The following is a 26832-nucleotide window of genomic DNA, read 5'->3' on the forward strand; positions in this document are numbered from 1 at the left end:
CGCGACGAGGCACGAGCGGGGAGGCGGCAGCAGCGAGTCCTGGGCTACACGTCCAGAGTTTTCCGTCCCGGCGGACCCGCGCGCACTGGTGCGTGGCGCACTCTTCCCCCTGGGGTTTTCCCCACCCACGCTAGGCAGCCGGCCCCCGCCTCTCGTCCTCCGGCGGGACGAACAGCCCCTGGCCTGACGTGAGGAGGAGCCCCTAGGGGTTCTCCGACCGGGGAGGGAGTGAGAAGCTGACCCGACGAAATACATGCAGGGGGAAAGGACTTCGGTGACGGACTCGCTGACCGGGGCCGCCACACCGGCGGGCAGCGCCACGACGAGCAGGCGCGGACCGGTCGTCGCGGCGCTGATGCTCGCCATGGCCCTGGCCGCCCTCGACGGCACGGTCATCGCCACCGCCGTACCGCAGATCGTCGGCGACCTCGGCGGACTGTCCGTCTTCTCCTGGCTCTTCTCCGGCTATCTGCTCGCCGTCACCGTCACGCTCCCCGTCTACGGCAAGCTGTCCGACACCTTCGGCCGCAAACCCGTCCTGATCAGCGGTGTCATCCTCTTCCTCGCCGGCTCCCTGCTGTGCGCCGCCGCCTGGAACATGGCCGCGCTGATCGCCTTCCGCGTCGTGCAGGGGCTGGGCGGCGGCGCCCTCCAGGGCACCGTCCAGACCATCGCCGCCGACCTGTACCCGCTGGCGGAACGCCCCAGGATCCAGGCGCGCCTCTCCTCCGTCTGGGCGACCTCGTCCGTCGCCGGCCCGGCCCTCGGCGGGCTGCTCGCCGGGTACGCCGACTGGCGCTGGATCTTCCTGATCAACCTGCCCGTCGGCGCCCTCGCCCTCTGGCTGATCACCCGCCATCTGACCGAGCCGCCCCGTCCCCGTACGGCCCCCGTACGGGTCGACTGGGCGGGCGCCCTGGGTGTGTTCGCCACCGGCGCCCTGCTGCTCACCGCGCTCGTGCAGGGCGGCGTGGCGTGGCCCTGGCTCTCCGCCCCGTCCCTGGGGCTCTTCGCGGGGGCCGCGGTCCTGGCGCTGCTGACGGTGGCGATCGAACGGCGGGCGGCCGAGCCGGTCATCCCGGGCTGGGTCTGGCGGCGTCGCACCATCGCGGCGGTCAACCTGGCCCTGGGCGCGCTGGGCCTGCTGATGGTCGCGCCCACGGTGTTCGTCCCCACCTACGCCCAGACCGTCCTCGGTCTCGGGCCGATCGCCGCGGGCTTCGTCCTCTCCGCGATGACCCTGTCCTGGCCCGTCAGCGCGGCGTTCTCCAACCGCCTCTACACCCGCATCGGCTTCCGGCTCACCGCGGCCGCCGGCACCACCCTCGCGATGCTGGTCCTGCTGGCGATGCCGTTCCTGCCGTATCCCGGCGAGCCGTGGCAGCCGGCGCTGATGATGCTCATGCTCGGCGCGGCGCTGGGGCTGGTCCAGCTGCCGCTGATCGTGGGCGTGCAGTCCACGGTGCCGTGGTCCGAGCGCGGCACCACCACGGCGTCCGTCCTCTTCTGCCGCCAGGTCGGCCAGAGCCTCGGCGCGGCCCTCTTCGGAGCCCTCGCCAACGCCGTCCTCACCGCCCGCCTCCCCTCCGGCGACCTCGACGACCCGGCCACGCTCACCCCGGCGGCGGTGGACGCGGCCGTCGACCACGTCTACGTCGGCGCCGCGGCCGCGGCGGCGATCGCGCTGGTGGTCCTCCTGACGGTGGCTCCGCGCCGCTTCCCGGTCCTGCGGGCGGAGGACTGAGCCGCCGGACCCGCTGCTTCGGAGTCCTGCGCGGCCGAACCGTAATGACGCGCCCGGGACTGTGCCGGCGCGGCCCGAACCGTACCCGCGCGGCCCGGAACGTACCGGCACGGCCTGTACCGGCGGTGGCTCCGCGCCGGCCCGCCCGCCCGCCATCGGAGGGGACGCGAGCCCGGAGCGGACGCGGCCCCGCAACGGACGCGGCCCCGGAACCCCCGAGGGCGGAGCCCTCGTCGCGGGAGCCGGGGCCGGCCGCACGGGCCCTGGCGAGCGAGCCCGGTTGCACAGAGCCTGCCGAACGGGCCCGGCGGAGCAGGCCCGGCCGAACGGGCCCGGGCGAGCGGGCTTGGGCGAGCGGGCTTGGGCGAGCGGGCTTGGGCGAGCAGGCCCGGCCGAACGGAGCCGGAAGCGGTCAGGTCATGCCGCGTCCGGGTCCGGGTCCGGAGCGCGGCCCGTGAGCGCCGCCAGGCTCTCGCGGACGTGCGACATGTGCTCCCGCAGCCCCTCGCGCGCCTCCGCGTGCTCCCGCAGCACCTGCTCCGTCTCCTCCTCGATGCGCTGTTCCTCCACCCGCGCCGACGCCACCAGCTCCGCCGCCCGCGCGTCCGCCTCCTGCTGCCGCCGGCGCGCCGCCTCCTCCGCCTCCGCGTACACCCGTTCGGCCTCGGCCAACTGGGTCTCCGCCTCCGCGATCATCGCGGCGAACCGCTCCTTGGCCTCCGCCCGTCGTTCCGTCAGCTCCTGCTCGGCCGCCTCGCGCTGTTCGGCGTGCACCTTCTCCTGGGCGGCCAGCAGCGCCTCCGTGCGCTCCCGCACCTGCCGGAGCTCCGACTGCGCCTCACCCCTCGTACGGTCGGCCTCCCCGCGCGCCTCCGCCCGCAGCTCCTGGGCCTTCTCGCGCGCCGCGAGCAGGACTAGCGCGGCCTCCTCCTCCGCCGCGGCCCGCAGCGCCTCCGCCGCCTCGCGCGCCGCGTCCCGCGCCTGCCGCCCCGCCTCCTCGGCCGCGTCGGCCAGGGCCTGCGCGTGGGCCGCCGCCGCCTCGCGTACCGAGCCGGCCTCCTCCTCCGCCATCACGAGGAGCTGCTGCGCCTGCGGCCCGAGCGACTCGTACCGCTGCGGCTTCAGCCCGGCGACGGCCTCGCGCAGGCGGGCGGCTTCCTTGTCCATCTCCTTGGCGAGCACGGTCAGCCGCGCCGCGCGCTCCCACGCGCCGTCGCGGTCGGCGGACAGCCCGCTCACATAGCCGTCGACGTCCTTGGGCCGGTAGCCCCGGCCCTTGGCGACGGCCTCGAACCCATGCGGTGATGATGATGCAGTGTCAGGACTCATACGCCCAGGATGCGACAATCATCACAAAAAGGGACGTAATGACCGGCCTGCTCGCGGCAGGCCGGTCACCCCGCCTCGTCACCTCACAGCAGCCCGTCCCACATCTGCTCCAGCAGGACCGACCACCAGCTCTCCGGCGACGCCAGCGCCGCCGGGTCCAGCATGGCCAGCTGCACCTGGAAGTCCACGGTCCAGCGGCCCGCCTGCTCCGGGTTCAGCCCGAACCGCAGCCGCCACATCCGCCCCAGCAACGCCAGGCACCGCGTGAACTCCGGCAGTCCGGTGTTCACGAACTGCGGCGCCACCGGCTGACCGCCCGGACCGCCCTCCACCGGTACGGCGACGATGTGCGCCGTCCCGTACTGGACACAGATCGCCCGTCCGAAGTCCGAACCGAGCACCAGGTACGAGCCCGCGTCCGAAGCCGGCTGCACCTGCCGCTGCGCCGCCAGCTCCGCCAGCGTCGGTACGACCGGCTGCGCGGGCTGCGCCCAGAAGAACGGCCCGAAGTCCGCCGGCAGCCCCGCCCACACGAGCGTGCGCGCCACCAGCTCCGGCACGCCCTGCCGCGACACGGCCCGCTGGTCGAACCGGCAGATGCCCTGCGGCCCGAACGCCCCCGCCAGCTCCTGCGCAATGCCCTCCGGCGGGACCGGCGGCGCCGGCTGCACCGGCGGCAGCGGGGTGCGCAGCGGAGCCGGACGCGCCGGACCGTCCGCGACCTGGTGCAACTCGCCCTGATGCGCGATCAGTTGCTGCATGCCCTGCTGCCGGCTCGCGTGATCGCGCCCGTACGGGGCGATCGACGTGATCCGCGCCTGCGGCCAGGTCTCCCGGATCATCCGGGCGCAGTAACCGCCGGGCAGGTCGCACGACTCCAGCTCGGTGTGCAGCTCCAGCACCTGGTCCGGCGGGATGTTCATGGACCGCAGCTCATGGAAGATCTGCCACTCCGGGTGCGGCGTGCCGGGCGCCGAACGCCGGATGAGCTGCTGCTCGGAACCGTCGGGCGCGCGGTAGCGCAACACCGCCTGGTAGCCGGGCCCGACGGTCGGCTGACCGGTCGGCCCCTGCGGCTGCGGCTGGGCCGGGGGCTGCGGGAACCCGGGCGGCGGTACGGGCGCACCCGGACCACCGGGGCCGGGCTGGGCCAGCATCGTCGCCGCATGGTGCACGCCACCGCCCCCGGACGGCGGTCCGGGAGGGGTCGGAGCCCCCGGAGGACCGGGCGGCTGCGGCGCACCGGGGCCGCCAGGACCGGGCTGCGCCAGCATCGTCGCGGCATGGTGCACACCGCCGCCGGCGGGCGGCGTGGCACCCGGGGGCGGCGGGGGTGCGGGCGGCCCGGGCGGCCCCGGGGGCGGCGGCGTGCCGGGCCCGCCGGGCCCCGGCTGCGCCAGCATCGTCGCCGCGTGGTGCGCGTCCCCGCCGGGTCGCCCGGGAGGCGCCGGCGGCGGCGGAGTACCCGGACCACCGTGACCACCCGGACCCGGCTGCGCCAGCATCGTCGCGGCATGGTGCACACCCCCGCCCGGGGGCGGCGTGGCACCCGGAGGCGGCGTCGATCCCGGAGGCGCCGGCGGCGCGGGAGGACCGGGCGGCAACGGCCCGTCCGGCCCCAGCTGCGCCACGAGCTGCGTCGGTACGTACCCCCCGGCCGGCGCCCCCGGAGCACCCGGGCCCGACGCGGGCGGCCGGGCCCCGGGGGTCCCCGGCGCACCCGGGGGCGGCGGAGTCGTCGGGCCGCCGACCCGCGGGGGGCGCACGCCGCGCGGCGGCAGCGTGGCCTTGCTGGTCGCGGCGTCCGCGATGTCCCCGGCCGACGGACCGGGCACGGCCTGCCCAGCGCCGGTTCCGGTTCCGGCGGCGGGAGTCCCCGGCGCACTCGGCGTACTCGGCGCGTCCGGCGTGTTCGGCGTCGCCGGACCGCCCGGCGCGTACTGCGGGTCCAGCGCGGGCGCGATCGCCGTACGCGGCAGCCGGCTGCCGCCCTGGATCAGCGCCGTCGGCGCGTCGGCCCCCACCGCCGGCGGCGGCGTGTCGTCGTCGTCCGCGCCCGACAGCGGCGGTGCGAACACGGTGGCGGGCAGCGGTACGGACCCGTCGTCCGCGGCGCCCGCCGGCACACCGGTGTCGGTCCACGGCGACGCCGCGGGCACCCCGTCGGACGCCGTCGGCTCGTAGTCGCCCGCGCCCCCGGCCGTCGGCCACGTGGTACCGCCCCTGGAAGCGTCCTGCCCCGGAGCGGCCCACACGTCCGCCCCCTGGGACGGCGCCGACTGCGGCGACGGCATGGGCGTGGGCGCGGGGGACGGCATGGGCGCCGGCGTCCCGTCACCCGCAGCCGCACCCGTCGGGGCCGCATCCGCCGAAACCGCACCCGCCGAAGCCGCGCCCGGCAGGCCCGAGCCCTCGGAGGGCGGCCCCGGCACGGACGCCGCCTCCGAAGTCACCCCCGGCTCCACCACGTCCGCGGGCACCGCGTCCGCGGGCGTGGCGTCCGCCCGGCGGTCCGGGACGCCCCGCCGGTCCGCCGCGTCCTGCAGCCACTCCGGCGGCGTCAGCAGGAACGACGTCTGATTCAGATCGATCCGCTCCGGCGGCGGCGCGGCCGCGGCCGGCACATCCGCCGGCGGCGCCCCGTACTCCTCCTCGTACCGGCGGATCACCTCACCCACCGGCAGCCCCGGCCACAGCGTCGCCTCACCACTGTCCCGGGCGATCACCATCCGCTGCCGCCCGCCGTCCGACGTCGGACCGTCCTCACGGTCCTCCGCCCACACCACGAACCCCAGCTCGAACTCACGGACCCGCACCTCACGGTGCTGGTACGCGGGCACGTCGCCGTTGACCCACTCTTCCGCGCGCTCCTGCGCCTGCGCGAAGGTCACCACCGGACCGTCACCCCTCGTCCGCAACCGGGACGGCCCGCGCGAAGCCGCCGTCCACCATCAGGTCAGCCACCGTCTCCAGCTCCGGCGGATTGCCCGCCAGCCGCTGGAGGAACTCGTCGAAATCGGCCCCGCACGGCAGCAGCAACCGCTCCACCCGCTCCTGCACCGTCCAGCCGTCCTGGTCCCGCGCGTCGTCGTACGCGCAGAACCACACCGACCCCACACCCGCACCCCGCACCTTGACAGCGAGGATGCCGCCCTGGACGAAACCGACCCCCAGGTAATCCTTCGTCAGATGGTCCCGCAGGCACTTGTTCACGTACACCAGGTCATTGACCGCGGCCTCGTCGCGCACCGTGAAGAACGGCTGGTCGACCAGCAGCCCCAGCTCCGCGTCGAGCGCCGCACCGACCGGCGCGCAACCGCCCGCCGCCTTCAGGAAGGACCGGTACGCGCCCGGCAACCGGTACCCCAGGTCCTCCTCGACGCCCTGCAACTGCGCCTCGGACACCGACAGCGCACCCTTCGGCAGCCCGAAGTGCGCCGGCCGCGTCTCCTGCAGAGGCCGCGTCCCCCGCTTGCCGTGGTCCACCGCGGCCGTCGCCAGCCCACCGTGGTGCCGCAGCAGCGCCTTCACCTCGACCGGCACCAGCTCCATGCGGCGCGTACCCGCCACGTGGTGCCACGTCCAGCCGTGCGGTGTGGCCACCGCCGGAATCGTGTCCCACAGCTCGTGCCCCGCAGCCGCCAACGCGGCGTTCGCCGACACGTAGTCCGTCAGCCGCAGCTCGTCGACACCGAACCCCGCCGGGGGATCGGCGATCTCGGCGGCCGCACGCGCGTACGGCGAGAAGTCCGGGTGACCGTCCCCGCCCACCCGCACCCCTCTGGGATGCCGGGCGGCACGGACCGGGTCCGGGAAGTGCACGACCTGCCCGGCGTAGGCCGCGTTCGGTGGCGCGGCATGATGCTGCCCGAGCCGACCTGTCGTCATGGCGGTTGCCCCCTGCTGCTGCTGGCTGGTTCCGCACAGCCTATGCGGTGGGGCAACACGGGGAACCGGCCCTCCGCTTCGGTGACCAAGGGTCACTCCCAGGTGACCCACCGACGATCACACGGCACACCGATCACACGTTTCAGTGCCCCCGCTTCCCCATGAGCTCCCGCATTTGGCAGGCTGTTTCCCGCAACTCGGGGGATTGCAGAGGGGACGACACGCACCATGCACACAGCGCAACCAGGCACCACACCCGCAGGCGACCCACGCCTCAGCTGGAGCAGCACCACCTCCGACCGCACCCCCTTACTGCGACACCGCCGCGACGGCATCCTCCCCACCGTCGGCGCGGCCCTCTCCGTACGCGGCGAAACGCTCACCTGCACCGCCGGACGCGCCAACCGGCCGCCCGCCCTGCACCCCCTCGTCCAGGACTTCCTGGACACCCTCACCAGCGGCCAGCGCGAACGCTTCACCGGCCGCTGCCCCGAGGCGATCCTGCTCTCCCGCCACCTCACCGCGACCGAGAACAACCGCTCCAAACGCGCCCAGCGCAAACCGCTCACCCACGGCGAGGCCCGCCGCTCCCTCAAACACGCCAAGCTCACCACCCGCCGCATCCGCGAGGACGGCGACCCGCTCCACGGCAGCTACGCCGCACCCTGCCGCTCCTGCGCGGCGCTCCTCGCCCACTTCGGCGTACGCGCCGTCGACCCCACCACCGACCGGAACGGCTGACCGCACCACCATGCCCGACCTGAACACCACCCGCTTCCCCGTCGCCGTCGACGCCGCCCTGCGGGAGGCGGGCTGGCGCCCCGGCCGCTGGGACATCAAGCAGGCGGAACAGTGGGCCGACATCCTCCGGGCCCACGTCTCCCCCGCCGGGCACCGCCACAGCGTCTTCCCCGCCGCCGTCGAGGCGTGGGCCGAATTCGGCGGCCTCCACATCACCGGGCCGGGCCCCGGCCGCCAGATCGCCCCCGCTCCCGTGCGCTTCGATCCCCTCGCCGGCCTCCACCTCGCCCGCAGCCTCGCCGACCTCGGCCGCGCACTCGAAACCGAGCTCGCCCCCCTCGGTGAGGAAGCCGGCCACCAGGCCGTCCTCGCCATCGACACCGAAGGCCGCGTCTACAGCCTCGACCACTCGGGCGACTGGTACCTCGGCCCCGACATCGACCACGCCCTCGGCACCCTCGTCACCGGCACCCTGCCGACCCGCCTGACCTCTCCCTGACGGTCAGGCCGCCGGCGCCACCGGCAGCACCGCCGACACCTTGAACCCGCCCTCGTCCGTCGGCCCCGACACGAACACCCCGCCGAGCGCCGTCACCCGCTCCCGCATCCCCAGCAGACCGTTGCCGCCGCTCGGCAGCCCCGCATCCGCCACCGCACCGTCCGAGGGGCCGTTCTCCACCTGCATGGCGACCTCGTCGCCCCGGTGCGCCAACCGCACCACCACCTCGGCGCCCGCCGCATGCTTGTGCACGTTCGTCAGCGCCTCCTGCACCACCCGGTACGCGGTCTGCTCGACGTCCGGCGCGTACGCACGCGCCTCACCCATCACCCGCAGCTCCACGACCATCCCCGCCTGCCGGGACTGCTCCACGAGCTCCTCCACGGCATCCAGGCTCGGCCCGTCCTCCACGACCTCCGCCGCGGCAGCGGCGGCGGCCGCCGCCCGGCCCACCGCAGCCAGCGGCCGCTCGGCCGCCGACAGCCGCTCGGCCGCAGACGCGGAGGCCGCCGCGGACGCGGACGCCGGTACCGGCGGCGCCGGCTCGGCGGACCGCAACACCCCCAGCATCTCGCGCAGCTCCGTCAGCGCCTGCCGCCCCATGTCCCCCACCAGCGCCGCGTTCCGCACCGCCTTCTGCGGATCCTTGAGCGCCACCGCCTGCAACGCCGCCGCGTGCACCACCATCAGGCTCACCCGGTGCGCCACCACGTCATGCATCTCGCGCGCGATCCGCGTCCGCTCCTCCACCCGCGCCATCTGCGCCCGCTGCTCCGCCCGGTCCGCCAGCAGCGACAGCTCCTGCTCCAGGCTGTCCGCGCGCTCCCGCAACGACTCCATCAGCCGCCGCCGCGCCCCTATGTACAACCCGAACAGCACCGGCGGAGCGGTCAGCCCCAGCGACAGGATCGCCGACATCAGCGGCACGTACCACGACGGCGTGCCGAAATCGGCCGCGGCGAGGTCCTGCCGCACCCGGACGAACGTCACGATGAACACCGCCGCCAGCGACATCCCGGCCAGCACCGCCGTGATCCGCCGGGGCACCTCCGAGGCGGCGAGCGTGTACAGCCCGACGACGCTCATCAGGTAACCCATCTCGGCCGGCGTCACCGCGATCGACACCAGCACCACGACGATCGGCCACCGCCGCCGCAGCACCAGCACGGCCCCCGCGGCAAGCCCGAACAGCGCCCCCACCGGTGCCGGCACCCCGACACCGTCCGCGAAGCCGACCCCCTCGGCCCCGCACTCCAGCGCCGACACCAAGGCCAGCACCACATCCAGCACGGCACTGCGCCGCCGTCCCCACCACCACCAGCCGCGGGCACCGGTGCCCGCGGCGTCCTGGTGCGCCCCCGTCGTGGTCATGCTCCCCAGCCTACGGGCGGCTGCCACCCATTTTCCGGGGAGCCCGGCAGCACGAACCGGGACGATCCGCACCCGGAACACACAAAGATCCTTCGAACACGTGAATCGCCCGCCCATTCGACCCGGACGGCCTCATTCCGGACGATTCTGTTCGCATGACCACCGCCTTCGGCAGATACGCCGACTTCGAGAGCCTGCGCGCACAGGCCGTGGAGCTGCGCCGCGAGGGACTCAGCCGCCGCGGGATCCGCGACCGGCTGCGGATCGACAACAACGACCTCCTCAACCGCCTCCTGGAGGGCGAGCCTCCTCCCGAGTGGACGAAGCGCCCCAACGCCAAGGACGACCTCCGCGCGAAGGCCCGCGAACTGCGACTCCAGGGCATGACCTACGACCAGATCCAGGTGGAGCTGGGCTGCTCGAAGAGCTCCATCTCGTTGTGGGTGAGGGATTTGCCGAAGCCGGAGCGGAGGCCTCCCGCCGAGCAGGCGAAGCTCGCTTCACGGAAGCGCTGGGAGCACGAGAACGCGATCCGCGACGCGGACCGCCAGCGCACGAAGCGCACGGCGCAGGAGGCCATCGGCCGCATGACGGCGCGCGAACTGTTCATCGCCGGAGTGGCCCTCTACTGGGCGGAGGGGACCAAGGACAAGCCGTACGACCGCCGCGAGCTCGTCACCTTCGTCAACAGCGACCCCAGCATGATTCTCGTGTTCCTCGCCTGGCTGGACCTGCTCCATGTGGACGGGGGGCGCCTCCGGTACTGCGTGATGATCCACGAGAGCGCCGACGTGCCGCGGGCGGAGAAGTACTGGGCGGACCTCGTCGGAGCGGCACCCGAAGCGTTCAACAAGACGTCGATCAAGAAGCACAACCCCAGGACCGTGCGCAAGAACGTGGGTGCGGATTACCGCGGCTGCCTCATGGTCAAAGTCCTGAAGAGCGCCGACTTGTACCGTCGCATCGAAGGGTCTTGGTACGGCATAGTAGGGGCTGCCCCTGCGGCCGGACGAGAGAATCGGGCATAAGGGGCAGACCATCCCGGATCGTCTAAAGGTAGGACAAACGGTTTTGGTCCGTTGAATGAGGGTTCGAGTCCTTCTCCGGGAGCCTTGAGTGCGGGTCCTGACCTCACGGTCAGGACCCGCACTCGTTTCGCCCCTGAAACCCCCCGGTATCCTGCGGGTGTCCACCACCCGAAGCCGAAGGGCATTCCCGTGAGCGCCAACCGCCCGGCAGCCGTCGTCGTCCTCGCAGCGGGTGAGGGCACCCGCATGAAGTCGAAGACCCCCAAGGTCCTGCATGAAATCTGCGGGCGCTCGCTCGTCGGACACGTCGTCTCCGCGGCGCGCGAGCTGAGCCCCGAGCACCTGTGCGTCGTCGTGGGGCACGCCCGTGAGCAGGTCACCGCGCATCTGGACGAGCACTACGCCGGCACGCGTACCGCCGTGCAGTACGAGCAGAACGGCACCGGGCACGCCGTGCGCATGGCGCTGGAGGAGCTCGGCGCGGAGTCGCTGAACGGCACGGTCGTGGTGGTGTGCGGCGACACCCCCCTGCTCTCCGGCGAGACGCTGCGCGCGCTCGCGGACACGCACGCCGCGGACGGCAACGCCGTGACGGTGCTGACCGCCGAGGTCCCGGACTCCACCGGGTACGGGCGGATCGTGCGCGACCCGGGGACGGGTGCGGTCACCGCGATCGTGGAGCACAAGGACGCCTCGGACGCGCAGCGCGCGATCCGGGAGATCAACTCCGGGGTGTTCGCGTTCGACGGGAAGCTGCTGGCTGATGCGCTGGGCAAGGTGCGCACCGACAACAGCCAGGGCGAGGAGTACCTCACCGACGTGCTGGGGATCCTGCGTGAGGCGGGGCACCGGGTGGGGGCGTCGGTGGCGGGTGACCACCGGGAGATCCTCGGGATCAACAACCGCGTGCAGCTGGCGGAGGCGCGCCGGCTGCTGAACGGCCGGCTGCTGGAGCGGGCCATGACGGAGGGCGTGACGATCGTCGACCCGGCGTCCGTCTTCGTGGACGTGACGGTGACGTTCGAGCGGGACGCGGTGGTGTACCCGAACACGATCCTGCTGGGGTCGACCCATCTGGCGGAGGACGCCGAGGTGGGTCCGAACACCCGGCTGAAGGACACGCGGGTGGAGCGGGGTGCCCGGGTGGACAACACCGTGGCGGACGGCGCCGAGGTCGGGGAGGGCGCGTCGGTGGGTCCGTACGCCTATCTGCGGCCGGGGACGGTGCTGGGCGCGAAGGCGAAGGCCGGCACGTATGTGGAGATGAAGAACGCGCGGGTCGGTGAGGGTTCGAAAGTGCCGCATCTGTCGTACGTGGGCGACGCGACGATCGGCGAGTACTCGAACATCGGTGCCGCGAGTGTGTTCGTGAACTACGACGGTGAGAGCAAGCACCACACGACGATCGGGTCGCACTGCCGGACCGGGTCGGACAACATGTTTGTGGCTCCCGTCACGGTCGGGGACGGGTCCTACACGGCTGCGGGCTCCGTGATCACCAAGGACGTGCCGCCGGGTTCGCTGGCTGTCGCCCGCGGCCAGCAGCGGAATATCGAGGGTTGGGTGGCGCGTAAGCGGCCCGGCAGCGCTGCGGCGCAGGCTGCTGCGGCGGCCTCCGAGCAGGCTCATCGCGAGGACTGACCGGAAACAGGTACGCCGAACTCGGCGTACCGTGATACGTGCACACAAATTCGGCTGGTTCGCGCGATTGTGGCTCGCGGCCAGAGAACACGTCTGAGGAGACAGTGCTGTGACCGGGATCAAGACGACCGGCGAGAAGAAGCTGATGCTCTTCTCCGGCCGCGCCCACCCCGAGCTGGCCGAGGAGGTCGCACATCAGCTGGGTGTCGGTCTGGTGCCGACCAAGGCTTTCGACTTCGCCAATGGTGAGATCTACGTCCGCTTCCAGGAGTCGGCGCGTGGCGCGGACTGCTTCCTGATCCAGAGCCACACGGCGCCGATCAATAAGTGGATCATGGAGCAGCTGATCATGATCGATGCTCTGAAGCGGGCTTCGGCCCGGAGCATCACCGTGATCATCCCGTCGTACGGCTATGCCCGGCAGGACAAGAAGCACCGTGGGCGTGAGCCGATCTCGGCCCGTCTGATCGCGGATCTCCTGAAGTGCTCGGGTGCGGACCGCATCCTCACGGTGGATCTGCACACGGACCAGATCCAGGGCTTCTTCGACGGTCCGGTGGACCACCTGACGGCGCTGCCGGTGCTGGCGGACTACGTGGGTGCGAAGGTCGACCGGAACAAGCTGACGATCGTGTCCCCGGACGCGGGTCGGGTGCGGGTGGCGGACCGCTGGTGCGACCGGCTGGACGCGCCGCTGGCGATCGTGCACAAGCGCCGTGACAAGGACGTCGCCAATCAGGTGACGGTGCACGAGGTGGTCGGTGAGGTCGAGGGCCGGGTGTGCGTGCTGGTCGACGACATGATCGACACGGGTGGCACGATCTGTGCGGCCGCGGAGGCGCTGTTCGCGCACGGCGCGGAGGATGTGATCGTGACGGCGACGCACGGCATCCTGTCGGGTCCGGCGGCGGACCGGCTGAAGAACTCGAAGGTGAGCGAGTTCGTGCTGACGAACACGCTGCCGACGCCGGGTGAGCTGGAGCTGGACAAGATCACGGTGCTGTCGATCGCGCCGACGATCGCGCGTGCGGTGCGTGAGGTGTTCGAGGACGGTTCGGTGACGAGCCTCTTCGAGGAGCAGGGCTGAGGAGCAGGGCTGAGCGCATAGCCGGAAGGCCGCCCCGACCGCACCGGTCGGGGCGGCCTTCCGCGTTCGGTTAGACTGGTGCAGTTGCTCGGCGAGGGAGGCCGCACCCGTGAGGTGCGGCGGTCCGTTATCGACGCGCTCTTCGTAGCAGGCCAAGTCCAGTCGTGGCCGGGTGACCCCACGACCGTTGATCCGTCTGACACTACGAGGAGTGCATATGTCCGAGGTAAAGATCGCCGCTTCGACCCGTACCGAGTTCGGCAAGGGCGCTGCCCGCCGCATCCGCCGCGCGAACCAGGTTCCCGGTGTTCTCTACGGCCACGGCTCCGACCCCATCCACCTGACGCTGCCGGGTCACGAGCTGCTGCTGGCGCTGCGTACGCCGAACGTCCTGATCTCCCTGGACATCGACGGCAAGACCAGCGAGCTGGCGATCCCGAAGGACGTGCAGCGCGACCCGCTGAAGGGCTTCCTGGAGCACGTCGACCTCCAGCTCGTCCAGCGGGGCGAGAAGGTCAGCGTCGACATCCCGGTCCACACCGAGGGTGAGCTGGCCCCGGGCGGCAACCTGCTCGAGCACGTGCTGAACGCGCTGCCGGTCGAGGCCGAGGCCACCCACATCCCCGAGTCCGTGACGGTCTCCGTCGAGGGCCTGGAGGCCGGTGCCTCCGTCCTGGCGAAGGACATCCCGCTGCCGAAGGGCACCACGCTCACCGTCGACGGCGACGCCGTCGTGCTGCAGGTGCTGGCCGCGCAGGCCGAGGAGCCGGCTGCCGACGCCGAGGCGGGCGACGAGGCCGCCGAGGCCTGAGCCCTTCCGGGCATCGCTTGACGGGGTGGTGGGCTGCGGCCCGCCACCCCGTTTCCCTGTTCGTTCCGGGTGACGGGTTCGAGGAGACTGAGGGCATGACGACGGATGCCAGCGCGCCGTGGCTGATCGTGGGTTTGGGCAATCCGGGGCCGGAGTACGCCGGGAACCGGCACAACGTCGGGTTCATGGTGGCCGATCTCCTCGCGGAGCGGGTCGGGGGGAAGTTCAAGCGTGCGCAGAAGGCGCAGGCGCAGGTGGTGGAAGGCCGTATCGGTCCGCCGGGGCCGGCGAACCGGCGGGTGGTCCTGGCGAAGCCGATGTCGTACATGAATCTGTCCGGCGGTCCGGTGACGGCGTTGCGGGACTTCTACAAGGTGCCCACGGCTCATGTCGTGGCGGTGCATGACGAGCTGGACATCGACTACGGGACGCTGCGGCTGAAGCTGGGCGGCGGGGACAACGGCCACAACGGTCTGAAGTCGATGACGAAGGCGATGGGTCCGGACTACCACCGGCTGCGGTTCGGGATCGGGCGTCCGCCGGGGCGGATGCAGGTGGCGGACTTCGTGCTGAAGGACTTCTCGTCGGCGGAGCGCAAGGAGCTGGACTACTTCGTGGACCGGGCGGCGGACGCGGTGGAGTGCCTGGTGACCGAGGGGCTGGAGCGGGCGCAGTCCGCGTACAACGTGTGACGCGGGGCGAGCGGGATTGACCGGGCGCGGTCATATCCCTGAGGATCGCGCCCCATGAGCAAGAAGCGGACTTCAGCGCTCCCGTACGCCCGGAACGCCGCCATGGGGGCGGTGGCGTTGCTGCTGGTGGTGGCGGGGGTGTGGGCGTCGTGGGGCACGGCGCAGCACGTCCTGTTGCCGAAGGGGCGTGAGCACGGTGTGCTGACGGTCACCGGCTGTTCGGCGGAGGTGTGTACGGGCCGGTACGACCCGGACGGTCCGGCGGGGGTGCGGACGGACATGCGGATCGCGCATTCGGTGGCGGTGGAGCGGGGTGGGCGGTATCCGGTGGTGGTGAAGCCGGATACGTCGGAGCTGGTCCGTGCGGGGTGGGCGGGCGGTCTGCACGCATGGCTGCCGTTGGGTGGTGCGTTGCTGCTGGCGGCGCTGGTGATAGGCGGCGGGCTGCGGTGGCCGAGGCTGGCGTGGGCGTCGGCGGCGGTGGGTGGTGTGCTGCTGGTGGGGACGTTCTTCGCGCTGTGACGCCGGTGGGGCGTGGGGCGTGGGAGAGCCACGGGGCCGGTGCGGCGTGGGGCGTGGGAGAGCCACGGGGCCGGTGCGGCCGGTGCGGGAAGGCTGCGGATCCGGTGCGGTAAAGGCGCGGATCCGGTGCGGGAACGGTGCGGATCCCGTGCGCGGCCGGTAATCGGAATGGGTCATTCACCCAATCGTTACGCGGACCATTGGGGCAAGCGTCAGCGCTTGGTGCGGATGCGGCGCGCAGTGCCTTGACGGGGTGGCGGAGCCGACCCGAAGCTGAGCCGCCCCCCACGGTCCCCCTCTCTCGTTGGACTGCCCATGCGCATTTCTGCTTTCCCGGGCGTACTGGCGGCGGCTGCGGCCTGCTCGCTGGTGTTCGCCCCGCCCGCCTCCGCGACCGGAGGCGACAACGGTACGGTCAAGATCCATGACGCCTCGACCGGTGAGGAACTCCGGAAGAACGAGCCGCACGTCTGCACCTTCTACCTCGACGCCTTCGGGTTCGACGGCGGTCAGCAGGTGGACTGGCACATCGAGGCCTGGGCGCCGTCCGCCGACGTCAAGGGCGAGACGGTGAAGTCCGGTTCGCTGGCGCTCGACGGCTCCGGTCACGCCCGGACCGGGGAGCTTTCCCTGCCGGACGGCCACTACAAGCTGTTCTGGAACTTCGACGGCGAGAACGGCCGCGCCAAGCACAAGGTCTTCTGGACGGACTGCGGGGGCGAGCAGCCGCAGGAGCCGGAGCCCGGCGGGGGGCCGGGCGGGGAGCCCGGCGAGGAACCCGCCGGGAAGCCGGGGGACAACCCGGGAGACACGCCGGGCGAGGAGCCCGCAGCGGAGCCGGGCGGCCGGCCGTCCGCTCCCGCCGATGCGCCGGCGGCTCCCTCCCCCTCCGCCGGTCCGGCTTCGGCGGACGGCGGCCTCGCCGAGACCGGCAGCGGTGCGCCCGTCGGCCTCCTGGCCGGTGTCGCGGCCGCGCTGGTCGTGGGCGGCGGCTACCTGGTGGCCCGTCTGGGCCGGGCCGGGAAGCGCTGACGCGGGTGGCATGACGAAGGGGCGCCCGGTGAGAACCGGGCGCCCCCTTTGTCTTTCGTACGGCGCGGGTGCGGCCGTACGGGCGTCAGCCGGTGTTGCGGAGTCCGGCGGCCACGCCGTTGACGGTCAGCAGCAGGGCCCGCGCCAGCAGCGGGTCGGGCTCCTCGCCGCGCTCGGCGGCGGACCGCTGGCGGGCGAGCAGGGCCACCTGGAGGTAGGAGATCGGGTCCAGGTAGGCGTCGCGGATGGCGAAGGTCTGCTGGAGGACCGGGTGGGAGTCGAGGAGCTCCTTGCCGCCGGTGACCCGCAGTACTTCGCTGACGGTGAGGGCGTGCTCGGCCTGGATGGTGGCGAAGACGTGCTTCAGGTCGTCCGGGACGAGGGTGTCGACGTAGTGGCTCGCGATCCGCAGGTCGGTCTTGGCGAGCGTCATCTCGACGTTGGAGATGAAGTTGCGGAAGAAGTGCCACCGCTCGTACATCTCGTCGAGGACGGCGTCGAGGCCGGCTTCGCGCAGCGCCTTGAGGCCGGAGCCCACGCCGAACCAGCCCGGCACGATCTGCCGGGACTGGGTCCAGCCGAACACCCACGGGATGGCCCGCAGTCCGTCGAGGCCGGCGCCGGAGTCGGGGCGGCGGGAGGGCCGGGACCCGAGGTGGAGCTCGGCGAGCTGGTCGACGGGCGTGGAGGCGAAGAAGTACGCGGGCAGGTCGGGGTCCTCGACCAGCTTGCGGTACGCGGTGTGGGCGGCGTCGGAGGCGGTGTCCATGGCCGCGTCCCAGCGGGCGAGTGCCTCGTCGGACTGGCGGGGCGCGGTGTGCAGGGCGGACGCCTGGAGGGTGGCGGCGACCGTCAGCTCCAGGTTCTCCCGGGCGAGGGAGGGGATGAGGTACTTGTCGGAGATGACCTCGCCCTGCTCGGTGACCTTGATCTCGCCCTCCAGCGTGCCCCAGGGCTGGGCGAGGATCGCCTCGTGGGTGGGGCCGCCGCCGCGGCCGACGGTGCCGCCGCGGCCGTGGAAGAGCCGCAGCCGGACCCCGTAGCGGTGGGCGACGTCCCTGAGCCGGCGCTGGGCGCGGTGGATCTCCCACTGGCTGGTGGTGATGCCGCCGAACTTGGAGGAGTCGGAGTAGCCGAGCATGACCTCCTGGACGTCGCCGCGCAGCGCGACGAGGCGCCGGTAGGAGGGGTCGGCGAGCATGTCGTTGAGGATGACGTCGGCGGCCTTGAGCTCGTCGGTGGTCTCCAGCAGCGGCACGATGCCGATCTTGGCCCAGCCGGCGTGGAGGTCGATCAGCCCGGCCTCGCGGGCGAGGACGGCGGCGGCGAAGACGTCGTCGGCGCCCTGGCACATGGAGATGATGTACGACTCGATGACCTCGGGGCCGAAGCGCTCGAAGGCTTCCTTGACGGTGAGGAAGACGCCGAGGGTCTTGGCGCCGGCCGCGTCGAGCGGGGCCGGGGTGGGGGCCAGGGGGCGGCGGGAGCGCAGCTCCTTGGCGAGGAGCTTCTGGCGGTAGTCGCGGGGCATGTCGGCGTAGCGCCACGACTCCTCGCCGAGCCGGTCGAAGAGCTGGCCGAGGGCGTGGTGGTGGGCGTCGGCGTGCTCGCGCACGTCCATGGTGGCGAGCTGGAGGCCGAAGGCCGCCAGGGTGCGGATGGTGCGGTCGAGGCGGCCGTCGGCGAAGAGGCCGCCGCGGTGCTCGCGCAGGGACGTCTGGATCAGGGTGAGGTCCTGGACCAGCTCGGCGGTGCCGAGGTAGTCGCGGCCTTCCTGGTGGGGCGTGCCGTGGGCGAGGCGCTCGCGGGTGTTGAGGAGCTTCTGGCGGATGCAGGTGGCCTTGAGCCGGTAGGGCTCCTCCGCGTTGAGGCGCTTGTAGCGGGGGCTGATCTCGGGGAGCCGCTCCAGGTCGCGCCGGAGGGAGTCATGGAGCTCCTGGGTGGCGCCGGCGTAGCGGATGGAGTTGGAGAGCTGGCCGCGGAGCTGGTCGATGAGTTCGATGGCGTCGGTGATGCCGTGCTCGTGCTGGAGGATCAGGACGTCCCAGGTCACGGCGGGGGTGACGTTGGGGTTGCCGTCGCGGTCGCCGCCGATCCAGGTGCCGAAGGTGAGCGGGCGGGTGCCGGGGGGCAGCTCGACGCCGACGCGCTCCAGCTCGGCGGCGAGGTCCTCCAGGACGTCGCCGACGGCGCCCGCGTGCAGCTCGTCGAGGTAGTAGATCGCGTTGCGGGCCTCGTCGGTCGGCTCGGGGCGGACGACGCGCAGTTCGTCGGTCTGCCAGATGAGGTCGATGGATTCGGCCAGGCGCAGGTCGTGGCGGCGCCGGTCGGAGGCGATGACGGGGGTTTCGAGGAGCTCGGCGACGCGGCGGAGCTTGTTGAGCACGGAGCGGCGCGCGGCCTCGGTGGGGTGGGCCGTGAAGACGGGCCGGACGTTGAGGTTCCGGACCGTGGCGCGCACGTGCTCGGGGTCGCCGTCCTTGAGCATGTCGGCGGTGCGGGCGAGGAGGCCGCCCTCGGCGGCACGCTTCTCGCGCATCTCGCGGCCGCGGTGGACCTGCTCGGTGACGTTGGCGAGGTGGAAGTAGGTGGAGAAGGCGCGCACCAGCTTGGCGGCGGTCTCCAGGTCGGTGTCGCCGAGCAGCGCGGCGGCGGCCTCGCCGTCCTCGCGGGTGAGGCGGCGGACCTTCTCCACGAGCTCCAGGAGCTCGGGGCCTTCCTGCCGTACGAGGGTCTCGCCCAGCAGGTCGCCCAGTCGGCGGATGTCGGAACGCAGCTCGGCGCTGGCGGTGGGGGTCTGGTCGGCACTGCTCACAGGTGCGGCTCCTTGCAGTGTTTGAGCACGTCTGGAGGGGTACTGGAAGCTGGCGGACCGCGCTGTCCGACGCCACCAAGGATAGGTGGGTCCGGACGCGGCGCGTTCCGCGGCCCTCTTGCCGCGTGCCCCTGCGCTGCCATACTTACGTCGCCGTAGGTTACGGGACCGTAGGGACCGGCCTCGGCTTCCGTTGTATCCCTCACCCCCAGGGGACCCCATGACGACAACCCCCGACGTGCTCGACACCGAGAACCCGGCCGCCGCCACTCCTTCCGACCTGCCCTCCGCCACGCTGGGCGGGGACAGCAAGCGGTCGATCGAGCAGATCACACTGCTGCTGTTCATCACCGTGCCGTTCCTCGCCCTGATCGCGGCGGTGCCGCTGGCGTGGGGCTGGGGGGTGAGCTGGCTGGATCTGGGCCTGCTGGTGGCGATGTACTACATCGGCTGCCACGGCATCACCATCGGTTTCCACCGGTACTTCACGCACGGTTCCTTCAAGGCGAAGCGCCCGCTGCGGATCGCGCTGGCGGTCATGGGGTCGCTGGCGGTGGAGGGTCCACTGGTGCGGTGGGTGGCGGACCACCGCAAGCACCACCGGTTCTCGGACGCGGAGGGCGACCCGCATTCGCCGTGGCGGTTCGGTGAGACCGTGCCGGCGCTGATGAAGGGCCTGTGGTGGGCGCACATCGGGTGGATGTTCGACGAGGAGCAGACGCCGCAGCACAAGTACGCGCCCGATCTGATCAAGGACCCGGCGATCCGGGCGGTGTCCCGCCAGTTCGTGCTGTGGACCATCGTGTCGCTGGCGATTCCGCCGCTGGTCGGCGGGCTGGTCACCATGTCGTGGTGGGGGGCGTTCACGGCGTTCTTCTGGGGCTCGCTGGTGCGGGTGGCGCTGCTGCACCACGTGACGTGGTCGATCAACTCGATCTGTCACGCGGTGGGCAAGCGGCCGTTCAAGTCGCGGGACCGCTCGGGGAACGTGTGGTGGCTGGCGGTGCTGTCGTGCGGTGAGTCGTGGCACAACCTGCACCACGCGGACCCGACGTCCGCGCGGCACGGTGTGATGCGGGGGCAGATCGACTCCAGCGCGCGGTTGATCCGCTGGTTCGAGAAGCTGGGCTGGGCGTACGACGTGCGCTGGCCGAGCGCGTCCCGTATCGAAGCCCGACGCCAGGACAGCGCCGCGAACGCGGCATGATGGACGGTGTGGCGATCGACGGCAGTGGCACGAGCGGTACGGACAAACCCAGGCGCGGGCGCCGGGTCCGGATGACGGGCGCCGAGCGTCGGCAGCAGCTGCTCGACATCGGTCGCACTCTCTTCGCCGAGCGGGGGTTCGAGGGCACGTCGGTGGAGGAGATCGCGGCGAAGGCGGGGGTCTCCAAGCCGGTGGTGTACGAGCACTTCGGCGGCAAGGAGGGGCTGTACGCGGTCGTCGTGGACCGCGAGATGCGCCAGTTGCTCGACATGGTGACCGGGGCGCTGACGGCGGGGCACCCGCGTGAGCTGCTGGAGCAGGCGGCGTTCGCGCTGCTGGACTACATCGAGACGTACACGGACGGCTTCCGGATCCTGGTGCGGGACTCGCCGGTGGCGCAGTCGACGGGTACGTTCGCGTCGCTGATCTCGGACATCGCCACGCAGGTGGAGGACATCCTGGGGCTGGAGTTCAAGGCCCGGGGGTTCGATCCGAAGCTGGCGCCGCTGTACGCGCAGGCGCTGGTGGGGATGGTGGCCCTGACGGGCCAGTGGTGGCTGGACGCCCGCAAGCCCAAGAAGGCGGAGGTGGCCGCGCACCTGGTGAACCTGGCGTGGCACGGGCTGGACGGTCTGGAGCCCAAGCCGCGGTTGATAGGTCACCGCAAGAGCTGAGGGTCGTGAGCCGGGTGTGACGGGGCGCCGCGCGGGCGGCGCCCCGCTGCGTCGTGGCGCACGGCGCACCGCCCGCCGGGTCACGGCAGCCGGGCGTGCGGGATCCGCGGGCCGCCGGGCTTGCGGGCCACGGCGAAGATCCTCCGGAACGGGAAGACCGTGCCGTGGGGGCCCGGTGGGTAGGCCTTGCGGAGCAGGTCCCGGTACTGGTCGAGGAACTCGGCGATGGCCTCGTCGTCGCCTTCCAGCGCGGTGAGCACGGGGCGCAGGGCGGTGCCCTTGACCCAGTCGAGGACGGGGTCCTCGCCGTGGAGCAGCTGGGAGTAGACGGTCTCCCAGGCTTCGGTCTCGCAGCCGAGGTCGGTGAGGCGGGTGAGGTAGTCCGCGGGGTCGAGGATGTGGACGAAACGGCGGCCGTGGCCGCCGACGCGGTGGCGCCACCGGGGGCTCTCGCACAGTTCGCCGAGGAGCGCGTGGCTGGGTGAGGTGAAGTTGCCGGGGACCTGGAAGGCGAGCGTGCCGCCCGGGGCGAGGCCGTCGACCCACAGGGGCAGCGACTCGGGATGGTTGGGCACCCATTGCAGGGCGGCGTTGGAGACGATCAGGTCGTACGGCTCCTCGGGGGTCCAGTGCGCGGCGTCGGCGGGGCGGAAGTCGAGCCAGCCGCCGCCGGGCGTGGTGCCGGCGTAGTGCTTCTCGGCCTGCTCCAGCATCTCGGGCGACAGGTCGAATCCGGTGATGTGCGCGTCCGGCCAGCGGTCCGCGAGCAGTGCGGTGACGTTCCCGGGGCCACACCCGATGTCGGCGATTCGGGCGGGCCGGCCGAGGGCGGCCGCGGGCAGTTCGGGGATGCGGTGGAGCAGGTCGGTGAACGGGCGGGTGCGGTGGTGGGAGTGGCGCAGGTACTGGTGTGGATCCCAGGTTGGTGCAGAATGCATGGTCGAGCCCCCTTGCTGGAACGGAGTACCGAAGCGGAACAGAGTCCCGGCCCCGTCATGCCCAATGGTCCAGCAGAATATTTCTTGACGTCAAGAGACTTCACATCGACAGATCGCCTACACTGATCGTCATGGAGGACGAGGTCGACCGACTGGTTGCTGCATGGCGCCGCGAGCGCCCCGACCTCGACGTGGAACCGCTCGAGGTGCTCAGCCGCGTGTCCAGGCTGGCCCGCCACCTCGACCGCGCGCGACGGCTCGCGTTCTCCGAGCACAACCTGGAGCCGTGGGAGTTCGACGTGCTCACCTCACTGCGTCGTGCCGGGGCACCGTACCAGCTCTCCCCCGGCCAGCTCCTCACGCAGACCCTGGTCACCTCCGGCACCATGACCAACCGTATCGACCGGCTCGCCAAGAAGGGCCTGGTCGAGCGGCTGCCCGACCCCAGCGACCGGCGCGGCGTCCTGGTGCGGCTGACGCCCGAGGGGCGGGACCGCGCCGATCAGGCCCTGGCGGGGCTGCTGGCCCAGGAGCGGGCCATCCTCGGCGAGCTGTCCCGGGCGCAGCGCGCCGAACTGGCCGCTCTGCTACGCCAGCTGACCGCCCCGTTCGACAACATCCCCGGCTAGCTCGGCGGGTCCCACGCCCGCCCGGCGCGCGAGGGCGACCGCCGCCAGGGTGGAGTGCACGCCCAGCTTGCCCAGCACGTTCTGCATGTGCGTCCGCACCGTGTGCGGGGACAGGAAGAGGCGCTCGGCGACCGCCTTGCGGCCCAGGCCCGCCACCATGCAGCGCAGCACCTCGCGCTCGCGCGGCGTGAGCGACTCGACCAGCCGTTCGCTCTCGGTGCGGTGCCGGCGCGCGGTGGTCAGCTCCCGCAGCACTCCGGTGAGGAGCGCGGGCGGCAGGTGGGTCTCGTCGCGCAGGACGCCGCGTATCACCGTGAGCAGACGCTGCAGCGAGCAGTCCTTGGCGACCCAGCCGGAGGCGCCGGCCTGGAGGGCGAGCGCGGCGCGGCGCGGGTCGTCCTTCTCGGCCAGGACCACCGTCCGCACCGCGGGCTGCCCGGAGCGGACGCCCGCGACGAGCGAGATGCCGTCCACCACGTCCTCGCCGTGGTCGGGGACCGCACGGGGCGGGGCGGCCGCGGGTGCGGCGCCCGCGCCGAGGTCGGCGTCGACCAGCGCCACGTCGAACCGGCGGCCTTCGGCGGCCGCCCGCTCCAGGCAGCGCAGCGCGGCGGGGCCGCTGCCGGCGGCTGCCACGTCCACGTCGGGTTCCGCCGCGAGTGCCGCGGCGAGCGACTCGGCGAAGATGCGGTGGTCGTCGACCACCAGGACCCGGATACGGACCACTGACACCCCCATGCGTCGAGGAAGCGGAGCAGCCGCGGGTACGGCGCCCGGAGCAGGGGTCCCATGGGCCGTCGCACGGCCGCCGCCATGCACTGACTGTTACCCCGCCCCGGGCGTCGTACCCGGCTGTCTCGCCCCCTGATCAGCACCGGCCCCCACCGGTGCTGTGCATCAGAGTACGGGCGGCCGCGCGGAGGGGAAGGTGATTTGCAGAACTGACCGAAAGGGGTGTGGACAGTGTGCTCCCAGCGTCGTACCGGGACGGAAATCGACGGACTTCAGCACACTCGGTGCGCGCCCGCGGACGGCACCGCGGGGAAGACGCGCGGGGCCGCATGGCCGGCCTCCGCGAAGGCCGCCCCGATCGCCTTCGTCACGGTCGGCACGGTGTCCTCCTCGGTCAGGACGATCGCCGAGCCGCCGAACCCGCCGCCGGTCATGCGCGCGCCCAGCGCCCCCGCCCCGGTCGCCGCCGCCACCACCAGGTCGAGCTCCGGGCAGGACACGCGCAGGTCGTCGCGGAGCGAGGCGTGCCCCTCGATGAGGACCGGGCCCACCCGCCGTATCGCGCCCGCGTCCAGCAGGGCGATCGTCCGCCGGACGCGGTGGTTGTCGGTCACCACGTGGCGGACGTACGAGCGGACCGTCGCGTCGCTCAGCCGCCGCAGTGCGTCGGGCAGATGCGCGTACTCGACCTCGCGCAGGGTGCGGACGCCGAGCGCCCGCGCACCGGCTTCGCACCCGGCGCGCCGCTCGGCGTAAGCGCCGTCCCCGAGCGCGTGCTTGACCCGGGTGTCGACGACCAGCAGCGCGAGCCCCTGTGCCGCGGGGTCGAAGGGGACCTGGCGGTGCGACAGGTCGCGGGTGTCGAGGTACAGCGCGTGGCCGGGTGTGCAGCACGCCGACGCCATCTGGTCCATCACGCCGCACGGCACGCCCACGAAGGCGTTCTCGGCGCGCTGTGCGAGCAGGGCCAGCTCCGTGCCGTCCAGCCCGAGTCCGTACAGGTCGTTCAGCGCGAGCGCGGTGACGACCTCCAGGGCGGCCGACGACGACAGTCCGGCGCCGGTGGGGACCGTGGAGGCGAGGTGGATGTCGGCGCCGGTGATCGGGTGCCCTGCCGCACGCAGCGCCCACACCACGCCGGCCGGGTAGGCGGCCCAGCCGGCGCCGTCGGACAGCGGCCGCAGGTCGTCGGGGGCGAGGCGGACCACGCCCCGGCCGGTGTCGGCCGAGTGGAGGCGCAGGTGGCCGTCGGTGCGCCGGGCCACGGCGGCGACCGCGGTGTGCGGCAGCGCCAGCGGCATCACCAGCCCGTCGTTGAAGTCGGTGTACTCGCCGATCAGGTTGACCCGGCCGGGCGCGGCCCACACGCCCTCGGGGGCGTACCCGTACAGCCGCCGGAAGTCCCGCGCGACGTCCGTCACCGGCCGGCCTCCCGCTTCTGCGCGAACTCCCAGGCGTCGGCCACGATGACGGCCAGGTCGGGGCGGGTGGGCCGCCAGCCGAGCCGGGCGCGTGCGGTGGCGGCCGAGGCGACCAGGACCGCCGGGTCGCCGGCGCGGCGGGGGGCGGCCACCTCGGGCACCGGGCGGCCGGTCACCTCCCGGACGGTCTCGATGACCTCGCGGACCGAGAAGCCGTTGCCGTTGCCCAGGTTGCAGATCAGGTGCTCGCCGGGGGCCGCCGCGCCGAGGGCGAGCAGGTGCGCCTCGGCGAGGTCGGCGACGTGGATGTAGTCGCGGACGCAGGTGCCGTCGGGGGTCGGGTAGTCGTCGCCGTACACGGAGACCGACGGGCGCAGGCCGAGGGCGACCTGCAGGACGAGCGGGATCAGGTGCGACTCGGGGTCGTGGCGCTCGCCGCAGGCGCCGTACGCGCCCGCCACGTTGAAGTAGCGCAGCGAGACGGCGGCCAGGCCGTGCGCGGCGGCCTCGCCCGCGATCATGTGGTCGACGGCCAGCTTGGAGGCGCCGTAGGGGCTGGTGGGGGCGGTGGGGTCGGTCTCGGTGACCAGGGCGGAGACCGGTTCGCCGTACGTCGCCGCGGTGGAGGAGAAGACGAGGCGGCGCACACCGGCGGCGCGCATGGCGTCGAGCAGCGCCATGGTGCCGCCGACGTTGTTGGCCCAGTACTTCCCGGGGTGGACGACCGACTCGCCCACCTGCGAGAAGGCGGCGAAGTGGAGCACCGCGTCGTAGGAGGGGTCCAGGTGGCGCGCGGCGTCCTGGACGCGGCCCTCGATGAAGCGGGCGCCCGGCGGCACGCCCTCGGCGAAGCCGGTGGAGAGGTCGTCGAGGACGGTGACGTCGTGGCCCGCCTCCAGCAGGTGCGCGGCCACCACGCCGCCGACGTAACCGGCCCCGCCCGTCACCAGGTACTTGCTGCTCACGTGGTCGCCACCTCTCGCAGTCGCCGGGCCGCGGCCTCCGGCGGTACGTCGTTGATGAACACACTCATGCCCGACTCCGAGCCCGCCAGGAACTTCAGCTTGCCGGGCGTGCGCCGGACGGTGAAAAGCTCGAGGTGCAGGGCGAAGTCGTCGCGTCGCGGGTCGCGCAGCGGCGCCTGGTGCCAGGCGGCGACGTACGGCGTCGGCGGCCCGCCGGAACCGCCCTTCCCCCCGCCGTGCCCGTCGAAGATCCGGTCGAACCGCCTCAAGAGTTCCAGGTAGACCTGTGGGAACTCTGTGCGCGCCGCGTCGTCCAGGGCCCGCAGGTCGGGCACGCGCCGCTTGGGGTGGAGGTGCACTTCGTACGGCCAGTGCGCGGCGTACGGCACGAAGGCGAGCCACTCGCCGGTCTCCAGGACCACCCGTTCGGCGGCGCGTTCGCGGGCGAGGACGTCGTCGAAGAGGTTGCGTCCGGTGGCGGTGCGGTGCTCCTGCAGGTTGCGGAGCATCAGCTCCGTGCGGGGGGTGGTGAAGGGGTACGCGTAGATCTGGCCGTGCGGATGGCCGAGGGTGACGCCGATCTCGGCGCCCCGGTTCTCGAAGCAGAAGACCTGCTCGACCTGCGGGAGTTCGGCGAGCTCGGCGGTGCGGTCGGTCCATGCCGCCAGGACCAGGGCGGCCTGCTCGTCGGTGAGGTCGGCGAACGAGGCGTCGTGGTCGGAGGTGAAGCAGACGACCTCGCAGCGGCCGGAGTCCCCGGCGAGGGAGGGGAAGCGGTTCTCGAAGACGACGACGTCGTAGTCGGCGGCCGGGACCTCGCCCGCCCGGCCGTCGCGCGCCGGGCACAGGGGGCACTCGTCGGCGGGCGGGTGGTAGGTGCGGGCCTGGCGGTGCGAGGCGATGGCGACCGAGTCACCGAGCAGGGGGTCGTGGCGGATCTCGGAGGTGGTCGCGACCGGGGGCAGCGGGCGGAGGTCGACGGCGTCGCGCACGGTGTCGTCCCGGGCGTCGTAGTAGATGAGTTCGCGCCCGTCGGCCAGCCGGGTCGACGTCTTCTTCACTCCGC

At 72.8% G+C, this 26832-nt stretch carries 23 protein-coding genes and 1 tRNA gene; 14 read left to right on the plus strand and 10 right to left on the minus strand.

The genetic code is table 11. The features are described 5' to 3' along the window. Positions 1 to 253 precede the first annotated feature (253 nt). Positions 254 to 1744, plus strand: coding sequence for an MFS transporter (locus ACIA79_RS05060; RefSeq protein ID WP_399426764.1), 1491 nt, complete (start codon positions 254 to 256; stop codon positions 1742 to 1744). Positions 1745 to 2161: 417 nt separating this feature from the next. On the opposite strand, the gene ACIA79_RS05065 is transcribed toward ACIA79_RS05060, so the two are convergent. The 3 genes from ACIA79_RS05065 to ACIA79_RS05075 all read right to left on the minus strand — a co-directional run bounded on the left by ACIA79_RS05065 (position 2162) and on the right by ACIA79_RS05075 (position 6961). After that, entirely contained in the window at positions 2162 to 3073 is a 912-nt protein-coding gene (locus ACIA79_RS05065) for a cellulose-binding protein (protein ID WP_399426765.1), read from the minus strand. An 83-nt stretch (positions 3074 to 3156) separates the two neighbouring features. Further along, entirely contained in the window at positions 3157 to 5967 is a 2811-nt protein-coding gene (locus ACIA79_RS05070) for an SUKH-4 family immunity protein (protein WP_399426766.1), read from the minus strand. Positions 5968 to 5974: 7 nt separating this feature from the next. Then, the gene (locus ACIA79_RS05075; protein ID WP_399426767.1) at positions 5975 to 6961 is read right to left on the minus strand and encodes an SMI1/KNR4 family protein; all 987 of its coding nucleotides are present in this window, start codon (positions 6959 to 6961) and stop codon (positions 5975 to 5977) included. A gap of 228 nt (positions 6962 to 7189) precedes the next feature. On the opposite strand from ACIA79_RS05075, the gene ACIA79_RS05080 reads away from it, so the two are divergent. Beyond that, a complete protein-coding gene (locus ACIA79_RS05080; protein ID WP_399426768.1) occupies positions 7190 to 7702 on the plus strand; it encodes a YwqJ-related putative deaminase in 513 nt (170 codons plus the stop codon). Positions 7703 to 7712: 10 nt separating this feature from the next. Continuing rightward, positions 7713 to 8201 (plus strand): SUKH-3 domain-containing protein, encoded by a 489-nt coding sequence (locus ACIA79_RS05085; protein ID WP_399426769.1) that lies wholly within the window; start codon positions 7713 to 7715, stop codon positions 8199 to 8201. A gap of 3 nt (positions 8202 to 8204) precedes the next feature. On the opposite strand, the gene ACIA79_RS05090 is transcribed toward ACIA79_RS05085, so the two are convergent. Further along, entirely contained in the window at positions 8205 to 9572 is a 1368-nt protein-coding gene (locus ACIA79_RS05090) for a sensor histidine kinase (protein ID WP_399426770.1), read from the minus strand. A 155-nt stretch (positions 9573 to 9727) separates the two neighbouring features. On the opposite strand from ACIA79_RS05090, the gene ACIA79_RS05095 reads away from it, so the two are divergent. From ACIA79_RS05095 to ACIA79_RS05130, 8 genes are all read left to right on the plus strand, one after another. Next, positions 9728 to 10600: a hypothetical protein gene (locus ACIA79_RS05095; RefSeq protein WP_399426771.1), complete on the plus strand. Its 873-nt coding sequence runs from the start codon at positions 9728 to 9730 to the stop codon at positions 10598 to 10600. 11 nt (positions 10601 to 10611) lie between these two features. Next, a tRNA-Gln gene (locus ACIA79_RS05100) sits at positions 10612 to 10682 on the plus strand. Between the two features lie 107 nt (positions 10683 to 10789). After that, entirely contained in the window at positions 10790 to 12241 is a 1452-nt protein-coding gene (glmU, locus tag ACIA79_RS05105) for a bifunctional UDP-N-acetylglucosamine diphosphorylase/glucosamine-1-phosphate N-acetyltransferase GlmU (RefSeq protein ID WP_399426772.1), read from the plus strand. 109 nt (positions 12242 to 12350) lie between these two features. Further along, positions 12351 to 13328 (plus strand): ribose-phosphate diphosphokinase, encoded by a 978-nt coding sequence (locus ACIA79_RS05110; protein WP_355361860.1) that lies wholly within the window; start codon positions 12351 to 12353, stop codon positions 13326 to 13328. Between the two features lie 217 nt (positions 13329 to 13545). Then, entirely contained in the window at positions 13546 to 14139 is a 594-nt protein-coding gene (locus ACIA79_RS05115) for a 50S ribosomal protein L25/general stress protein Ctc (RefSeq protein WP_399426773.1), read from the plus strand. A gap of 95 nt (positions 14140 to 14234) precedes the next feature. Beyond that, a complete protein-coding gene (gene pth / locus ACIA79_RS05120; protein WP_399426774.1) occupies positions 14235 to 14831 on the plus strand; it encodes an aminoacyl-tRNA hydrolase in 597 nt (198 codons plus the stop codon). A gap of 54 nt (positions 14832 to 14885) precedes the next feature. Further along, positions 14886 to 15353, plus strand: a complete 468-nt coding sequence (locus ACIA79_RS05125) for a hypothetical protein (protein WP_399426775.1) — start codon at positions 14886 to 14888, stop codon at positions 15351 to 15353. Positions 15354 to 15668: 315 nt separating this feature from the next. Then, on the plus strand, positions 15669 to 16385 hold the full coding sequence (locus ACIA79_RS05130; RefSeq protein ID WP_399426776.1) for a hypothetical protein: 717 nt from the start codon (positions 15669 to 15671) through the stop codon (positions 16383 to 16385). A gap of 85 nt (positions 16386 to 16470) precedes the next feature. On the opposite strand, the gene ppc is transcribed toward ACIA79_RS05130, so the two are convergent. Continuing rightward, positions 16471 to 19200 (minus strand): phosphoenolpyruvate carboxylase, encoded by a 2730-nt coding sequence (gene ppc, locus ACIA79_RS05135; RefSeq protein WP_399426777.1) that lies wholly within the window; start codon positions 19198 to 19200, stop codon positions 16471 to 16473. Between the two features lie 220 nt (positions 19201 to 19420). On the opposite strand from ppc, the gene ACIA79_RS05140 reads away from it, so the two are divergent. Together ACIA79_RS05140 and ACIA79_RS05145 are read left to right on the plus strand one after the other, a co-directional pair. Beyond that, positions 19421 to 20407, plus strand: a complete 987-nt coding sequence (locus tag ACIA79_RS05140) for an acyl-CoA desaturase (RefSeq protein ID WP_399426778.1) — start codon at positions 19421 to 19423, stop codon at positions 20405 to 20407. Then, positions 20407 to 21081 (plus strand): TetR family transcriptional regulator, encoded by a 675-nt coding sequence (locus tag ACIA79_RS05145; protein ID WP_399427121.1) that lies wholly within the window; start codon positions 20407 to 20409, stop codon positions 21079 to 21081. Before ACIA79_RS05140 ends, ACIA79_RS05145 begins: the two co-directional genes overlap by 1 nt. Before the next feature lie 80 nt (positions 21082 to 21161). On the opposite strand, the gene ACIA79_RS05150 is transcribed toward ACIA79_RS05145, so the two are convergent. Next, positions 21162 to 22019: a trans-aconitate 2-methyltransferase gene (locus tag ACIA79_RS05150; RefSeq protein ID WP_399426779.1), complete on the minus strand. Its 858-nt coding sequence runs from the start codon at positions 22017 to 22019 to the stop codon at positions 21162 to 21164. A 131-nt stretch (positions 22020 to 22150) separates the two neighbouring features. On the opposite strand from ACIA79_RS05150, the gene tamR reads away from it, so the two are divergent. Then, positions 22151 to 22648, plus strand: coding sequence for a MarR family transcriptional regulator TamR (gene tamR, locus ACIA79_RS05155; protein ID WP_031068777.1), 498 nt, complete (start codon positions 22151 to 22153; stop codon positions 22646 to 22648). Here tamR and ACIA79_RS05160 read toward each other — a convergent pair. From ACIA79_RS05160 to galT, 4 genes are all read right to left on the minus strand, one after another. Continuing rightward, the gene (locus ACIA79_RS05160) at positions 22607 to 23374 is read right to left on the minus strand and encodes a LuxR C-terminal-related transcriptional regulator (protein ID WP_399427122.1); all 768 of its coding nucleotides are present in this window, start codon (positions 23372 to 23374) and stop codon (positions 22607 to 22609) included. The two genes, tamR and ACIA79_RS05160, sit on opposite strands and share 42 nt — an antisense overlap. 278 nt (positions 23375 to 23652) lie before the next feature. Then, a complete protein-coding gene (galK, locus tag ACIA79_RS05165) occupies positions 23653 to 24801 on the minus strand; it encodes a galactokinase (RefSeq protein WP_399426780.1) in 1149 nt (382 codons plus the stop codon). Next, a complete protein-coding gene (galE, locus tag ACIA79_RS05170; protein WP_399426781.1) occupies positions 24798 to 25766 on the minus strand; it encodes a UDP-glucose 4-epimerase GalE in 969 nt (322 codons plus the stop codon). The genes galK and galE overlap by 4 nt, the downstream gene beginning before the upstream one ends. After that, positions 25763 to 26827: a galactose-1-phosphate uridylyltransferase gene (gene galT, locus ACIA79_RS05175; RefSeq protein ID WP_399427123.1), complete on the minus strand. Its 1065-nt coding sequence runs from the start codon at positions 26825 to 26827 to the stop codon at positions 25763 to 25765. Before galT ends, galE begins: the two co-directional genes overlap by 4 nt. Between the last annotated feature and the right edge of the window lie 5 nt (positions 26828 to 26832).

The sequence above is a fragment of the Streptomyces sp. NPDC051310 genome, from assembly GCF_044455245.1.
Classification (GTDB): domain Bacteria; phylum Actinomycetota; class Actinomycetes; order Streptomycetales; family Streptomycetaceae; genus Streptomyces.

Bases quoted from the DNA above. Each gene is read 5' to 3' on its own strand.
- ACIA79_RS05060 (WP_399426764.1), top strand. From the start codon at position 254: ATGCAGGGGGAAAGGACTTCGGTGACGGACTCGCTGACCGGGGCCGCC.
- ACIA79_RS05065 (WP_399426765.1), bottom strand. From the start codon at position 3,073: ATGAGTCCTGACACTGCATCATCATCACCGCATGGGTTCGAGGCCGTC.
- ACIA79_RS05075 (WP_399426767.1), bottom strand. From the start codon at position 6,961: ATGACGACAGGTCGGCTCGGGCAGCATCATGCCGCGCCACCGAACGCG.
- ACIA79_RS05080 (WP_399426768.1), top strand. From the start codon at position 7,190: ATGCACACAGCGCAACCAGGCACCACACCCGCAGGCGACCCACGCCTC.
- ACIA79_RS05085 (WP_399426769.1), top strand. From the start codon at position 7,713: ATGCCCGACCTGAACACCACCCGCTTCCCCGTCGCCGTCGACGCCGCC.
- ACIA79_RS05090 (WP_399426770.1), bottom strand. From the start codon at position 9,572: ATGACCACGACGGGGGCGCACCAGGACGCCGCGGGCACCGGTGCCCGC.
- ACIA79_RS05095 (WP_399426771.1), top strand. From the start codon at position 9,728: ATGACCACCGCCTTCGGCAGATACGCCGACTTCGAGAGCCTGCGCGCA.
- ACIA79_RS05115 (WP_399426773.1), top strand. From the start codon at position 13,546: ATGTCCGAGGTAAAGATCGCCGCTTCGACCCGTACCGAGTTCGGCAAG.
- pth (WP_399426774.1), top strand. From the start codon at position 14,235: ATGACGACGGATGCCAGCGCGCCGTGGCTGATCGTGGGTTTGGGCAAT.
- ACIA79_RS05125 (WP_399426775.1), top strand. From the start codon at position 14,886: ATGAGCAAGAAGCGGACTTCAGCGCTCCCGTACGCCCGGAACGCCGCC.
- ACIA79_RS05130 (WP_399426776.1), top strand. From the start codon at position 15,669: ATGCGCATTTCTGCTTTCCCGGGCGTACTGGCGGCGGCTGCGGCCTGC.
- ACIA79_RS05140 (WP_399426778.1), top strand. From the start codon at position 19,421: ATGACGACAACCCCCGACGTGCTCGACACCGAGAACCCGGCCGCCGCC.
- ACIA79_RS05145 (WP_399427121.1), top strand. From the start codon at position 20,407: ATGGACGGTGTGGCGATCGACGGCAGTGGCACGAGCGGTACGGACAAA.
- ACIA79_RS05150 (WP_399426779.1), bottom strand. From the start codon at position 22,019: ATGCATTCTGCACCAACCTGGGATCCACACCAGTACCTGCGCCACTCC.
- tamR (WP_031068777.1), top strand. From the start codon at position 22,151: ATGGAGGACGAGGTCGACCGACTGGTTGCTGCATGGCGCCGCGAGCGC.